Annotated in this window: 12 protein-coding genes and 4 pseudogenes; 3 read left to right on the forward strand and 13 right to left on the reverse strand. The window is 37.5% G+C overall.

What is annotated here, in order from left to right; genetic code table 11:
* Nucleotides 1-23: 23 nt before the first annotated feature.
* The 6 genes and pseudogenes from WKT08_RS01800 to WKT08_RS01825 all read right to left on the reverse strand — a co-directional run bounded on the left by WKT08_RS01800 (nucleotide 24) and on the right by WKT08_RS01825 (nucleotide 6,092).
* Nucleotides 24-2,039 carry an FtsX-like permease family protein gene (locus WKT08_RS01800; RefSeq protein WP_195227175.1) on the reverse strand — a complete coding sequence of 672 codons (2,016 nt, stop codon included), beginning with the start codon at nucleotides 2,037-2,039 and terminating at the stop codon, nucleotides 24-26.
* 12 nt (nucleotides 2,040-2,051) lie between these two features.
* Nucleotides 2,052-2,786 carry an ABC transporter ATP-binding protein gene (locus WKT08_RS01805; RefSeq protein ID WP_083307812.1) on the reverse strand — a complete coding sequence of 245 codons (735 nt, stop codon included), beginning with the start codon at nucleotides 2,784-2,786 and terminating at the stop codon, nucleotides 2,052-2,054.
* 269 nt (nucleotides 2,787-3,055) lie between these two features.
* Nucleotides 3,056-3,133: pseudogene (locus tag WKT08_RS01810) on the reverse strand (salivaricin M family lantibiotic); the annotation flags it as partial.
* A gap of 567 nt (nucleotides 3,134-3,700) precedes the next feature.
* Nucleotides 3,701-4,429 carry an ABC transporter permease gene (locus WKT08_RS01815; RefSeq protein ID WP_070594966.1) on the reverse strand — a complete coding sequence of 243 codons (729 nt, stop codon included), beginning with the start codon at nucleotides 4,427-4,429 and terminating at the stop codon, nucleotides 3,701-3,703.
* Nucleotides 4,426-5,175, reverse strand: a complete 750-nt coding sequence (locus tag WKT08_RS01820; protein WP_195227174.1) for an ABC transporter permease — start codon at nucleotides 5,173-5,175, stop codon at nucleotides 4,426-4,428. Before WKT08_RS01820 ends, WKT08_RS01815 begins: the two co-directional genes overlap by 4 nt.
* 5 nt (nucleotides 5,176-5,180) lie before the next feature.
* The gene (locus WKT08_RS01825) at nucleotides 5,181-6,092 is read right to left on the reverse strand and encodes an ABC transporter ATP-binding protein (protein ID WP_008534392.1); all 912 of its coding nucleotides are present in this window, start codon (nucleotides 6,090-6,092) and stop codon (nucleotides 5,181-5,183) included.
* 222 nt (nucleotides 6,093-6,314) lie between these two features.
* Here WKT08_RS01825 and WKT08_RS01830 point away from each other — a divergent pair, with 222 nt between their 5' ends.
* Both WKT08_RS01830 and WKT08_RS01835 read left to right on the forward strand, forming a co-directional pair.
* Nucleotides 6,315-7,013, forward strand: coding sequence for a response regulator transcription factor (locus WKT08_RS01830; RefSeq protein ID WP_195227173.1), 699 nt, complete (start codon nucleotides 6,315-6,317; stop codon nucleotides 7,011-7,013).
* Nucleotides 7,010-8,380 carry a sensor histidine kinase gene (locus WKT08_RS01835; RefSeq protein WP_023918433.1) on the forward strand — a complete coding sequence of 457 codons (1,371 nt, stop codon included), beginning with the start codon at nucleotides 7,010-7,012 and terminating at the stop codon, nucleotides 8,378-8,380. Before WKT08_RS01830 ends, WKT08_RS01835 begins: the two co-directional genes overlap by 4 nt.
* Before the next feature lie 43 nt (nucleotides 8,381-8,423).
* On the opposite strand, the gene WKT08_RS10475 is transcribed toward WKT08_RS01835, so the two are convergent.
* The 3 genes and pseudogenes from WKT08_RS10475 to WKT08_RS01840 form a co-directional block, all read right to left on the reverse strand.
* Nucleotides 8,424-8,528: a hypothetical protein gene (locus WKT08_RS10475; protein ID WP_229040342.1), complete on the reverse strand. Its 105-nt coding sequence runs from the start codon at nucleotides 8,526-8,528 to the stop codon at nucleotides 8,424-8,426.
* A gap of 110 nt (nucleotides 8,529-8,638) precedes the next feature.
* Nucleotides 8,639-8,734: pseudogene (locus tag WKT08_RS10480) on the reverse strand (IS3 family transposase); the annotation flags it as partial.
* A gap of 244 nt (nucleotides 8,735-8,978) precedes the next feature.
* Nucleotides 8,979-9,185, reverse strand: a pseudogene (locus WKT08_RS01840) (IS3-like element ISBt2 family transposase); the annotation flags it as partial.
* Nucleotides 9,186-9,566: 381 nt separating this feature from the next.
* Here WKT08_RS01840 and gshAB point away from each other — a divergent pair.
* Nucleotides 9,567-11,831, forward strand: a complete 2,265-nt coding sequence (gene gshAB / locus WKT08_RS01845) for a bifunctional glutamate--cysteine ligase GshA/glutathione synthetase GshB (protein WP_340279665.1) — start codon at nucleotides 9,567-9,569, stop codon at nucleotides 11,829-11,831.
* A gap of 120 nt (nucleotides 11,832-11,951) precedes the next feature.
* Here gshAB and WKT08_RS01850 read toward each other — a convergent pair.
* The 4 genes and pseudogenes from WKT08_RS01850 to WKT08_RS01865 all read right to left on the reverse strand — a co-directional run.
* A pseudogene (locus tag WKT08_RS01850) lies at nucleotides 11,952-12,335 on the reverse strand (transposase); the annotation flags it as partial.
* A 6-nt stretch (nucleotides 12,336-12,341) separates the two neighbouring features.
* The gene (locus tag WKT08_RS01855) at nucleotides 12,342-12,551 is read right to left on the reverse strand and encodes a hypothetical protein (protein ID WP_340280111.1); all 210 of its coding nucleotides are present in this window, start codon (nucleotides 12,549-12,551) and stop codon (nucleotides 12,342-12,344) included.
* 132 nt (nucleotides 12,552-12,683) lie between these two features.
* On the reverse strand, nucleotides 12,684-13,130 hold the full coding sequence (locus tag WKT08_RS01860) for an NADAR family protein (RefSeq protein ID WP_340279666.1): 447 nt from the start codon (nucleotides 13,128-13,130) through the stop codon (nucleotides 12,684-12,686).
* Entirely contained in the window at nucleotides 13,117-13,761 is a 645-nt protein-coding gene (locus WKT08_RS01865) for a hypothetical protein (protein WP_340279667.1), read from the reverse strand. Before WKT08_RS01865 ends, WKT08_RS01860 begins: the two co-directional genes overlap by 14 nt.
* Nucleotides 13,762-13,769 lie beyond the last annotated feature (8 nt).

Here is a 13,769-nt window from a genome sequence, read left to right on the forward strand (position 1 = left end):
GATAGGCAACTCTGGTATTTGACTTAATTTTCAATAATTTGCCAACTTACTCTGTAAGTCACTAGCAAGTAAAGGACAAAGAGTAAAACCGCTACTCCCAGATAGGTGATATCAATAGAAATCCTGGTATTAGCGAAATTCTCAAAATAGCCCAAAAGAGCGGTACTCAAGGCAAATGCTAGCGGACCTGCGATGACCAGCGGAACCAAGAAATAACTTAGAATCTGTTGCAAAAGAATAGAGCGATTTTGCTTCCTCTTATTCCCAAGAAGATATAAGATTTGATAATCATTGACACTATCCAAAGCACTTGTAGAAGTTTGAAGGGACAAGATACTGAGGGAAATAATGATAAAAATAACACTGACAAAAATCATGACAAAGACAATGACGCCCATAAATCCAAGATAAATCTCAAAAATTCTTCCTTTGGTTTGATAGGTGAACGGATTCAACTCTGCTCCATCACGAGTGAAGTAGTATTTTTCTATCCACTGACTTAAGAATGTTTCTACTTTCCGTTTGTCGATATTTTCTTTGAAATTGGCAACATAGGTCGTGTGGTCTTCCGTCAATCCAACTACTACCTTATCTGGTACAATTAAGGTTCCTGTATCATTTGTACCCACTGACGATAAAAAGTAAACTGTTTCAAGTGGATTCGAAGAGGCAAGGTTGAGAGAATGACCGTTAATCATGAGGGTTTTGGTCGTTGATAGAAAGTCCTGGATCTGCTTGGCAGTTCCTTTATAGTTTGCATTGACCAGAAATTGGTTATCTGCCAAGTCAACCGCTTTTTCCCCTTGCAGTTTGCGGAGATGATTGTAGGCAGAAATTCCTAAAATCGGTACTTTTGATTCAGGAAGTTCCTTATCATGCGCCCAGAGATTGCTAGTATCAATCAAATCTTTATAGGTTAAATCACTAGAATAGATAGGATAGCTGTACTCCTCTTTGATGAGGTTAAAGTCAAATCCATCTGCTTTCAATCTGTCTTTGACAGATTCCTGAGAAAACTGGAACTCTTGACCACGATAAAGATTGACAGTTACATCATAAGGTGAGTATTTGTTCAGCTCTCGGTTCATAGTCGTATAGGCACTACCACTAAAAACTAGTAAGCTGAGAGCCAGTGTCAAGGTCAAGGATAAGACAGCCAACGTTACCGAATTACTATCAGCTTGTTTTGAAAATTGACGAATTTTAAAACTGTTTAGTTTGTTATAGTAGGTTTGAGGCAGTTTTCTAAGGGAAACCAAGATAAAATGGCTCAAGGTATTGTAAAATAAAATCACAAAAATCACGAAGACAGATACCAGCAAGATACCCCAGCTTTTCAAGAATGATAGATGGTGATAGTCTGAAAAATAGAGAGCACCAAAACCGATAACAGCTGTCGAAAGAATAAAGAGAAGTGCTTGAAGAACTGGCTTGCCTTTTGCCAAGACAGATTTCTTGACCCCATTTTCTTGAATGAGTGCAATGATATTTTGCTTTCTAAAGGTAAGAATGTCCATGACACCAACAATAAAACTGGTTACCAAATAGGAATAAACTAGTAAGATGACAGACTTGCTATCAAAAAAAAACAGACTACCAAAGTAATTGGCCATAAAAAACTCAGATGCAACCTTAGATAGAATGACCAGTAAAATCAAGCCAAGCAAGAAACCTAGAATCAAGGAAAAGATATTGACCAGCATGGTTTCAAAGAACAGGGTACGGATAATCTGCTTCTTCTTCATTCCCAGCGTTGCATAAAGTCCCAGCTCTTTCTTACGACGTCCCAGGACAAAGTTTGTGGAATAAACGACGAGAAAGGCAATCGCCGATAGAATCAGATAGGAAAGCAAGCCCATGTACTGACTCATCACCGTCGTCAACATTTCCTTTGCCCCTGATAAACTTTGCATCACTGGATGGCTTGGTAAAGCATTAAAAGCATAGAGCAAGCTATAAATCAAGGTTAGACTGAAAAAGTAGATGGTGTAAGTCTGTAAATTTCGAAATACATTTCGTAAAATTAATTTTGGATACATACTCTCTTCCTCCTATCTGGTACGGCTGTAAATCTCTTGCAAATACTGTTCATTAGATAAGCTGTTACGTTCCAAATCATCCATAATCTTTCCATCGCTAAGTAGCACCATCCGTGAAGAGTACTTGGCTGCGGCAGGGTCATGCGTAACCAGTAAAATGGTAATACCAAAACTTTTATTGATTTCCTGCAAAAGTGCCATCAGTTTTTCAGAATTGGCAGAGTCCAAGGCTCCTGTCGGCTCATCTGCGATAATCAGTTTAGAATCATCAATCAAGGCTCTAGCAGTTGCCACACGTTGTCGCTGGCCACCTGATAACTGATTAGGAAACTTATCTTTTAAGTTTTGAATGGCCAACTTATCCAAAATTTCCTCAATCTTATACTGATGTTTTTTGATATTTTTCCCCTGAATTTGAAGAGGTAGAATGATATTTTCATAGACCGTCAAGGTTTCCACCAAGTTGTAGGCTTGGAAAATATAGGAAATGTTTTTAGCACGATAGTCAGCTAGTTCATTTTCCTTGGCATGGATGATGTCAAAATCTTCAAATCGAATCTCACCTGATGTTGGTTTATCAATCGTTGAAATACAGTTGAGGAGTGTTGTTTTTCCACTACCACTGGCACCCATAATTGCCAGAAATTCACCTTTTTCAACGGACAAGTTCACATCTAATAAAGCATGAACGATATTATCCCCTTGACCAAATGTTTTCGTTAATCCTGTCACAATAAGCTGTTTCATCATTTCATTCCTCCGTTTCTTTATTACTCTCTCATTATACGGTTTCTTTCAAGGTTTTCCATGAGTATTTTGTGCAGTATATTCAAGTTATAAAAAACCGATACCTTTTTCAGGTATCGGTCGATGTTGATTATTTGCGATCGTTTCTTTTTTTCATAAAGTAAACAATCCCTATGACAATAACTCCTAAGACCAGTACAGGTGCATAGAATTCTAGTGTTCCAATAATTCCTTCCATTTTATCCTCCTATCAAAAAATAGAGGTAGTTTTATCCACAGCGCACGTTTGGCGAAGTACATTCATAAGAATATGTAAACCACCAACCACAGTGACCTTGTACTGTTAATCTAACAGTCGTACGTCACCCAGCAGTATATTTAATATTTAACTCTTGGCTATTAATTTCATAATCCAAAGAATCAATCTCAAAATGGTCTTGTTTCATTTGTATTTCTCCTCGTAAATATAACACCAAATCAAAGTGTTGTCAATGTTTTGTAATAAAACTCAAGAATTTTCCTTTTGTTTTATCTAACAACAAACATTATTTCTCGTATACTCATAGGAACAGGTGAAACACAATCCACAGCGACCTGCTAGTGTCATTTTAAAAGCTATGCACCACTAGCTCCTGATTTCCCGGAAAGTTCTTGGTTTTCAACCTCGAAACTTAGAGAATCAATCTCTGGACGACTTGTATTTTTAGACATAAGGTTGCCTCCTTCCTTCTTTTAGATGATCATCATTACAGTAACTAGTATAAACTCTAGTATTGGCTAAGTAATGAGTAAATCGTGCAAGTTTCTTATTTTCGAGAAAAATTTTTATAGTGCCCAATTAAAAAGTAGGTCAAGCATACCAGATAAAGCTTGGAGCTTTTATCACAAGAAAAAGACTCCGAAGAGTCTTCGCATTACTTATGCAATTCTTTATTACTCAATGTATGAAAAATCCCCCACAGAAGAATATTTACAATGATAAACAGCAATATTTCCACTAAATTAAAGTCAATCAAATTCCGTGACCGCATTGCCACCATAGCTTGGGAGTAGGGATAGATTAAAGATAATTTATCTGATACAAAAATCATCATAAATCCTATGAAAGTACCAATAGCACCAATTCCCACAGATTTACTGAAAACACGAGTTTTAGCTGTTACAAAAAACTGCACTGCCATCATACTAATTGTTCCAAAAATCCCCAATAAATCCCACTTGAGATAGGTGAACAAATTAGAAATTTCTAAATGAGCTAGGTGAGCACTGACATAAAAAATACCAAACAAGAACAACTGTAAAACAGCAATAAACAAGATAATTACTATTTCTTTTGCCAATAATAATTTCCCAAGACTGACATTATTAGCTCTGAGAAATTCAATATTTTTTCTATCAAACTCTTTTCCTAACATCATGGCTACATAAAGGCTGACCAAAATCGGAAAGAAAAGCTGGCTATAATAGAAGGTCAATTGTCCCCATAAAACAGGCACTTTTTCACTTTCTGCAACCATAGAATAAGCTGCACCTAAGTAAATACCAAGACCAATCAGGCTACAAAAAGCTAAGAAGAAAATACCAATCATCAACATGGAAAATTTTTGGGTTTTCCGCCATTCTACTGATAGATAAGACATCATAGCTTGCCTCCTTTCTTTTCAACTAGATAGAGAGATAAGAAGAGATAGATTAGGGCTATTGGCAAATATGTAAAGAGTTTAAATCCTAGGTTTGTCGCCAAAACATAACTCACTTGACTGGCGACTTTCTGGTAATCCACCAGAGACAGATATGCTATACCACCAAATGGGAAAATCAGCTGTAGAAAAGCTGTTGCATGACCAAATCCAACTCCAAGAAATCCTCCGAAAATCCCTAATGCCATTATCAATGCCTGCTTTTTCAGTAAAAACTGCAAAGTCAAAAACAGACAGGTTAAGACAAAAGAGGCTAGCAAGAAAATGACGATTTGCCAGAGGATTAGGCTAACAGGCATTTCTAGACCAGATAAGATTGCAATCAACTGGACTACTACTCCCTCCAAAAAAGCGAGAAAGGTCAAAACGAACATAGTCAGGCCAAGCTTACTCAGAAAGATATGACGTACATTTTCACCATTTGCCAAAAGCAGTTTGAAAGTGTTGCCCTCCTTCTCGTTCTTGACAATCCGCGATACAAAGAGAGCAATCACAATAGGAAGAATCAAGCCATTTACTTCTTTTATCATATAGAAAATTAGGCTAATCTGGTGCATGTTTGGGTTACTTAGGTAGCGTGTAGCGGCTGCGATTGCCCAAGCAAATCCGACTCCCATAACTAGTATGCTAATGAGGAAGGATTTGGTTCGTTTTGCCTTGAGCAATTCAATAGACAAATTATTCAACATAAGACTCACTCCTTGGTTAAGTTAAGGAAGATAGATTCCAAGGTTTCTTGTTCTTGCTTCACTTCATAAATTGGAACTTTCTCGACTATTAAATCTCGTAACAAACTAGAAATCTGCTGATCGGCAAGGTTAGTCAGCTTGAGTTTATCCTCTTGTATCTCTAACATCTTGCACGGATAACCAAATAACACTTGGCTAATGACTTCACGTCGATCTCTAAAATCCCCACGCACTTCCAGCCATTTATTGGACTGAATTTTACGAATTTCTCCCTCGTAAACCAGTTGACCATGATTGATAATCCCCACACGGTCAGCGATATGCTCAACTTCAGAAAGGATATGGGTAGAGATGAAGACAGTAATGCCCTGTTCTTTTGCCAACTTGATAATCAGTTCCCGAATTTCATGAATCCCTGCTGGGTCTAGCCCGTTTGTTGGCTCATCCAGTATCAACAAACGTGGTTTCTTGACTAAGGCAAAGGCTAAAGCCAAACGCTGTTTCATACCCAGGGAATAATCTTTAACCAATTTTTTCTTGTTTTTTGGTTGATCTAACCCCACAATTTTCAAGGTTTCCTGAATATTTTTCTTATCAAATCCAAGGATTTTTTGGAAGACCAAGAGATTTTCATAGCCTGTCAAATTAGGATAATAAGACGGTTCTTCAATCATAGAGCCAATCTGATTAAGATACTGCTTGTCCGTACCTATGGGTTGACCGAACACTTCAATCTCCCCAGCTGTACGAGAAATCAAAGACAAAATCATCTTCATGGTGGTTGTTTTCCCAGCTCCATTTGGACCTAGAAAACCATAAATCTCACCTTGTTGAACCGATAAGGAACTAAGGTTAACTACCTGAGTGTCCTTAAATCCCTTTTGTAAGTTTTTTATCTGTAAAACATTACTAATCATTATGAACTTCCTCCTCAACGAGATTCATTTGTTGTTTAGCCATTTGGAAATACCTCACTGATTAAAATTTATTTGAGAAGTATCTCTATCTAGGTTATGTCTTTATTATAGACATGCTAGATTAATTTTAAACTAAGCTAACCTTAATTTTACATTAAGATTAAAGCATCTTTCTTTTTTCACTCTTTTAAATGGTATAATATAGATAAGCGAGGTAAGATTATGAATTTCGAACAACAGCTTCTGAATAAGCACATCCTTATCATTGATGACGATAAAATTTTAAACTCTTCCATAAGAGATATTCTCACTGCCTACGGATTTTCCAATCTAACATCAGCCTATGATATAGAATCTAGTTTGGACATGATTGAAACAGAGCAGTTCGACCTTTTCCTTTTGGACGTTATGCTCCCCGATGGTGATGGCTACACATTAGCAAAACATATCCGAAAAAAAGGCGATACACCTATCCTCTTTCTGACTGCCAAAAATAATCCTGAAGATGAGGTAGCTGGTTTCAATGCTGGTGGTGATGATTATGTCATGAAACCCTTCATTCCAAAAAATCTTATCTATCGTATTATGGCTCTGCTCCGGAGAAGCTATAAATCAGAACAGGAAGCAATACAAATTGGACAGACTTTGGTGAGTTTTCGGAATGCAACAGTACAAAAAAATGGAGCAGAAATTTCTATTACGCCAATTGAAATTCAGATTTTGAAAAAACTTTACGATAATAAAAATTACATCGTTTCAACCGAATCTCTCTGTGATACGATTTGGGGAGTGGATAGCTTTGGTTATGAAAACACTTTGACTGTACATATTCGGAAAATTCGAGAAAAAATAGAAGAAAATCCTTCAAAACCTCAATATTTAAAGACAGCTAAAGGGCTGGGATATAAATTGTTATCATGATTATGAACCAAACCAAAATTTTAAGGTATTCACTAAAGAAATTTATCTTTTTTTCCATCATTATCTTTATTACCAATATTCTTCTAATTGCCAGTTTTGTTTTCTACATTAAGGAAAAGCAAACTGCTACTGAGACTGTGAAAATAATTTCTGAACACATTACCATAACAAAAAATAACGTCCACATACCTAGAAATGATATTTCTAGTCTAAAAGAACAAAAGTTATGGCTCATGGTATTGGATAAGCAGACTGGAAAACAAGTGTACGAACAGTATAAACCTACAGAAGTTCCTTCGCAATTTGACTATGGGGACATTTTACAGTTTTCTCGCTATTATCTTTCAGATTATCCTGTTTTTAGTCAGATAAAAGGTGACTACATCATTGTTGTTGGTTTTCCAAAAGATAAAATCGCTCGTTATAGTTATAATTACTTAGATATAGATAGTATTCGCTTGATTCCACTAGTAGCATTTGGAGTATTGCTTTTCAACTGCCTTTATTTCGCTTTTCTTTACTACTATGGTGTGACGCATATCAATCGTAAAATTGCGCCTCTTGTAACTGCTATTCAGAATCTCCCGGATGGTCTGAAAAATCCAATAAATTCTATATCAGAACTAGAATATCTTACAACTGCAATTAATCAAACCGATACTCTACTCAAAGAGAATGAAGTCTTTAAAGAGCAATGGATTTCAGGTATTGCACACGATATCAAAACACCTCTTTCTGTCATCATTTCTAACGCGTCCTTGTTAAATGATTCTGAACTAGATGCACAGTCTAAAAAACATATTCCCCCAATATTGACGGAATCCTATTACATCCAAAATATTTTAAATGATCTAAATATAGTAGCTCGCCTTTCATCCGGTCATCTTCAATTAAATCAGACTGAAACAAAAATTATCCCCTTCTTCAAAGACATTCTCATCCATATTTTAAATCAAGAAATCTGGAATGATTTTGAATTTGAATTTGATTACGATGATTCACTTGTTAATCAATCTATCATGATTGAGCAATTTTTAATCACAAGAGTTATCCATAATATCATCTACAACTCTGTTTTACATAACGAAAAGGGTTGCACAATAAGAATCCACTTATTCAAAAAAGATACAAATGTAATTGTCGAAATCAAAGATAATGGACAGGGAGCTTCACCAGAAAAAATTGCTGAACTTAATGAATTATCTTTTAAAAGCATTGATATTTCTAAAATTAGAACGACTGGAATTGGGCTAAAAATTTCAAAACAAATTGTTGATTTGCATCAGGGCTCTATTTCATTTGCTAGTGTCCAAAATGAATTCTTTGAAAGTATCATTTCACTTCCGATTTTCAACATTACCAATTAGATAAAAAAATGGAGAAGAACCATTAGAGTTTTCTCCATTTTTTTCATCTTATCTTCCACTTATACCCTACCCAGCCTGCCAAGACAAGCAAAGCAAGGTTAAAGAGGATAAAGAAAGACGTAAAACCAAATAATCCATTCTGTGCCAAATCTTCTGTGTTGGAATTCTGTCAATATTTTGGACACATTTTGGGAGGAAAATTTGAAGGCTAGCGCCCTTCGGTTGCTGGACCCCTTCTACGACCAATTCTCTGTACTCTACAGGGGACTGGTCATTCAATTTTTGTTGAATTCTAGTTTCATTATAAAATATGATGTAATTTTTGACAATATCTGTTAAACTATCTCCAATTATGTTTCTTCACTTATGGGGAGAGAAGGTTTCAGACTTGAGAACAGAGTGAAACCATTCGATACAGGCATTATCTGCTATTTCGCCTCTTTTCTGAGAATTCTTACACTCCTGTTTCCAGCGATAAAGGTGGAGCGTTTGACGCCGAAACATTCTAAAATAATCGATACAGGGCACGTTTTCTTATACTCTTCTACTAGCTTGATAAGACTTACTTTGTCGATTCTCTTATCAAGTTCTGATACTTTTTTAGTAATTCTACCTGCAAACGTAACTGTTCTACTTCAGATAATTGTTTCATCCCTTTACCATAAGTATATTGTTTCCCCACAGGTTGGTGGAAACGGTACAATTCATCATTCTGATACCATTGCCACCAAGTCTTGGCCTGACTAACATTTTTGATACCGAGGGTATCCATGATAACTTTATTTGATTTGCCTGCCTTCTTCATTTCGATACAGGCTAGCTTAGTTTCTACTGAATATGCTTTTTGACCATAACAAAACACCCCTGTTTCTAGTTTACCAGAATTCAACAGGAGTGTTTTCTTGTGTCTCATTTTATGGGTGCAGTGCCGACCTTAGGGATTCTTTCGTTCTCATATATACGTCATTAGTATAGGTTAATTTGATTTAAATTCCAAGAGAAATCACATTTTACATAAAAATCAGTGGGTATTTTACAATTTTTGCATATAATAGAGCTAAAAAACAACTGGTTTTAAGAATTCTTATCTGAAACATTCGGAAATTCCCCTTAACCGTAGCGGAAAGTTGTTTTCTTCTCCTATTTATAATAGACTATCACTAACATTAGATGAAAAGGTGACTCTATGACTATAAATCAACTGCTTCAAAAGCTGGAGCCTACTAGCCCTATCCTTCAAGCTAACTTTGGAATTGAACGAGAAAGTCTTCGTGTCGATAGACAGGGAAAATTAGCACATACGCCTCACCCTTCCTGCCTAGGAGCTCGAAGTTTCCACCCTTATATTCAAACAGATTTTTGTGAGTTTCAGATGGAACTCATCACACCAGTTGCTAAATCTACCACTGAGGCTCGTCGATTTCTTGGAGCCATTACCGATGTAGCTGGACGTTCCATCAGTAAAGATGAACTTCTCTGGCCCTTGTCCATGCCTCCTCGTATCAACGCCCAAGAAATCCAAGTTGCCCAACTGGAAAATGAATTTGAACGCCATTATCGTAACTACCTGGCCGAAAAATACGGAACTAAACTACAAGCTATCTCAGGTATCCACTATAATATGGAACTAGGGAAAGATTTGGTTGAAGCCCTATTCCAAGAAAGTGACCAGATTGATATAATTGCTTTCAAAAACGTCCTCTATCTTAAGCTGGCTCAGAACTATTTGCGCTATCGTTGGGTGATTACCTATCTCTTTGGTGCTGCACCTGTTGCTGAGCAAGGCTTCTTCGACCAAGAAGTGCCAGAACTCGTGCGTTCCTTCCGAAACAGCGACCATGGTTATGTCAATAAGGAAGAAATACAAGTATCTTTTGCAAGCCTAGAAGACTATGTCTCTGCCATCGAAAACTATATCGAACAAGGTGATTTGATTGCGGAAAAGGAATTTTACTCGGCTGTTCGTTTCCGTGGACAAAAGGTTAATCGCTCCTTCCTTGACAAGGGAATCACCTACCTAGAATTCCGTAACTTCGACCTCAACCCCTTTGAGCGTATCGGTATTAGCCAAACTACCATGGATACCGTACACCTACTCCTTCTAGCCTTCCTCTGGCTGGATGCCCCTGAAAATGTTGATCAGGCTCTGGCTCAAGGTCACGCGCTGAATGAAAAAATTGCCCTCTCTCATCCTTTAGAACCTCTACCTTCTGAAGCTGAAACTCAGAACATTACGACAGCTCTAGACCAACTGGTGCAACATTTTGGGCTTGGTGACTATCATCAAGGTCTGGTCAAACAAGTTAAAGATGCCTTTGCAGATCCCAGTCAGACACTAGCTGCTCAACTTCTTCCTCATATCAAAGACAAGTCCCTTTCTGACTTTGCCCTTGACAAGGCGCTTGCCTATCATGAATTCGACTGGACTGCCCACTATGCCCTTAAGGGTTATGAGGAGATGGAACTTTCTACCCAGATGCTGCTCTTTGATGCCATTCAAAAAGGGCTTCATTTTGAAATCCTAGATGAGCAGGATCAATTCCTTAAACTCTGGCATAAAGATCATGTTGAGTACGTCAAAAATGGTAACATGACCTCAAAAGACAACTATGTAGTTCCTCTTGCCATGGCTAATAAAACCGTGACCAAAAAAATCCTGGCTGATGCTGGCTTCCCTGTCCCTGCCGGCGACGAATTTACCAGTCTAGAACAAGGTCTAGCCTACTATCCTCTTATCAAGGGCAAGCAAATTGTGGTTAAACCAAAATCAACCAACTTCGGTCTGGGCATTTCCATTTTCCAAGAGCCTGCCAGCCTTGATAACTATAAGAAAGCTCTCGAGATTGCCTTTGCAGAAGATACAGCTGTTCTTGTTGAAGAATTTATCCCAGGAACCGAATACCGTTTCTTCATTCTGGACGGGCGTTGTGAGGCTGTCCTCCTTCGTGTCGCTGCTAATGTTGTCGGTGATGGCAAACACACCATTCGTGAATTAGTCGCTCAGAAAAATGCCAATCCATTGCGAGGCCGTGACCACCGCTCACCTCTGGAAATCATTAAGCTAGGAGACATCGAACAATTGATGTTGACTCAGCAAGGTTATGCACCTGATGATATTCTCCCAGAAGGGAAAAAGGTCAATCTCCGCCGTAACTCCAACATCTCTACGGGTGGTGACTCTATTGATGTCACTGAGACAATGGATTCCTCTTACCAAGAATTGGCAGCAGCTATGGCAACTAGCATGGGGGCCTGGGCTAGCGGGGTTGACCTCATCATTCCAGATAAAACTCAGCCTGCTAGCAAGGAAACACCTCATTACACTTGTATAGAGCTCAACTTCAATCCCGCTATGTATATTCACACCTATTGTGCTGAAGGTCCTGGACAAGCTATCACTCCAAAAATCCTAGACAAGCTTTTTCCAGAAGTTGCCACGAGTCAAACCTAAAACCTCATTCTTAGGAACAAACAAATCACCTTTATCTCGATGATATGATACCTCTTAAGTAGACAAGGTAAATACCTAAAATCTACGGCTCTTTGTCAACTGTAGTGGGTTGAAGAAAAGCTAAGCTCGAGAAAGGACAAATTTCGTCCTTTCTTTTTTGATATTCAGAGCGATGAAAATTCGCTTCTTGAAGTTTTCAAAGTTCCGAAAACCAAAGGCATTGCGTTTGATAAGTTTGATGAGATTATTAGTCGCTTCCAATTTTGCGTTGGAATAGGATAACTGAAGGTCATTGATGATTTTCCCTTTGTCCTTTAGAAATGTTTTAAAGACAGTCTGAAAAAGAGAATGAACCTTCTTTATATTGTCTTCAATGAGTCCCAAAAATTTCTCTGGTTCCCTATTCTAAAAGTGAAAAAGCAAGAGCTGATAGAGATTATAGTGGTATTTCAAGTCTTCTGAATAGCTCAAAAGCTTGTCTAGGATTTCTTTATTGCCTAAATTGTCAAATTAAGTTAGACTTTTCAAGTAACTCAGAAAAACTTGGTAGGGTGATTGAAATAGTTCTAATGGTAAGTCATAAACTACTCGCTGTTCAGCTATTCCTCCTTCATCAGTAACAAAAAAATATTTCTCATGATGTCGCCAAACATGTTGGCCATAACCTTTTATTTCCTCAAACTTACTAACATCTTCCCAGCCTAGTTTATTATATTCCATGAACATTCTCCTCACTTTGTATTAATATCTTTCATTACACCTTCAGGAATATCTCCTGTTGATCATTGTAACTATCTAGTTGACTGTTATACCAAACCCAGACTGTTAAATGGAATAGCTAGAGGAGAGATCTTACAGGATAGAGTTTTTCAACTCTTCCCGTACTTGCATTAAGAGAAGGCCTAGCTTGTTCTTTCCAGAGCCATCTCCCCCATCAGCCCAGTAGTTATCATTTCGTGTATGTTCGATGAGGATGGCATCTCCTGTTGCGACCAATCCCTTTGCAATTTCTGGATTTTGGCTAAATTTCATTCGAAGGGCCTGAAGCATCACCTTATCTTTGACCTCTTCCCAATCCGTTCTCAAGGGATTTTGTCGATTGCGTCCCTCTAAAGCAGCATCCATTGGAGAAACTATCTGACGAATTTTCTCTTGAATTAGGGGCACTAAAAACTTTTGCGCTTGAAAATAATGCTCTGATGTTGGCCAGTTTTTGCTTCCATCTGAAAAAGGATAGGGAGCAAAATTGGACATAAAACCGTAATCATCATTTACTTTATAAAATTTAATTTCTTTCACCTTTAACCTCGATTCCAAAATCTCCTAATGATTTTTGCTTTTCTTTTAATAATTGTTTCACATAGCCAGGCTCTATCTTTAAGAATAGCTTCAAGGTATCATGAATTCGCCAATAATTATCCTCAGATTTGTCCAAGATGGTTGCAAGGAAGTGTTTCAAGTAGGGGATGTATTCAGAAAAACCATTACCCTCAACTAAGTAGTAAAAATATGAAATATCATAATAACTGTTTCCAGCCTGCTCTATAATTTGACAGACATAAGGAAATATATCTTTCCTCGCTTGATCGCCATTACCTCTATCTGACTGATTAGCCCAATAGCTAATAAGAGCATCTAATATGATCCGATTGGTATCATCATAACCATACAGACGATGCGAAATCATCCATTCTAATTGCCCTTGACTGAACATCTGTGTCAAGACATCAAAGCCTTCTCTGATTCCCCAAATGGTTAACAATCGAGAGACTTGAAAGCGTATATAGTCATCATCACTGTCCAATAATGAAGTCAACTTTTGAATGGTTTCTTCAGGAACATCCTCTAGATCAACATCTTCCAATATATCTGCATAATCAACCCCTTCAGGGACTTTATAAAATAAATCTTCAAATTCTTTATTGTTCATCACTTCTC

This window comes from Streptococcus sp. HCA-5024, assembly GCF_037890265.1.
Classification (GTDB): domain Bacteria; phylum Bacillota; class Bacilli; order Lactobacillales; family Streptococcaceae; genus Streptococcus; species Streptococcus lingualis.

Coding starts and splice junctions, on each gene's coding strand:
- WKT08_RS01820 (WP_195227174.1), bottom strand. CDS start 5,175: ATGTTGAATAATTTGTCTATTGAATTGCTCAAGGCAAAACGAACCAAA.
- WKT08_RS01855 (WP_340280111.1), bottom strand. CDS start 12,551: ATGGAATATAATAAACTAGGCTGGGAAGATGTTAGTAAGTTTGAGGAA.
- WKT08_RS01825 (WP_008534392.1), bottom strand. CDS start 6,092: ATGATTAGTAATGTTTTACAGATAAAAAACTTACAAAAGGGATTTAAG.
- WKT08_RS01865 (WP_340279667.1), bottom strand. CDS start 13,761: ATGAACAATAAAGAATTTGAAGATTTATTTTATAAAGTCCCTGAAGGG.
- gshAB (WP_340279665.1), top strand. CDS start 9,567: ATGACTATAAATCAACTGCTTCAAAAGCTGGAGCCTACTAGCCCTATC.
- WKT08_RS01835 (WP_023918433.1), top strand. CDS start 7,010: ATGATTATGAACCAAACCAAAATTTTAAGGTATTCACTAAAGAAATTT.
- WKT08_RS01830 (WP_195227173.1), top strand. CDS start 6,315: ATGAATTTCGAACAACAGCTTCTGAATAAGCACATCCTTATCATTGAT.
- WKT08_RS01805 (WP_083307812.1), bottom strand. CDS start 2,786: ATGAAACAGCTTATTGTGACAGGATTAACGAAAACATTTGGTCAAGGG.
- WKT08_RS01815 (WP_070594966.1), bottom strand. CDS start 4,429: ATGATGTCTTATCTATCAGTAGAATGGCGGAAAACCCAAAAATTTTCC.
- WKT08_RS01800 (WP_195227175.1), bottom strand. CDS start 2,039: ATGTATCCAAAATTAATTTTACGAAATGTATTTCGAAATTTACAGACT.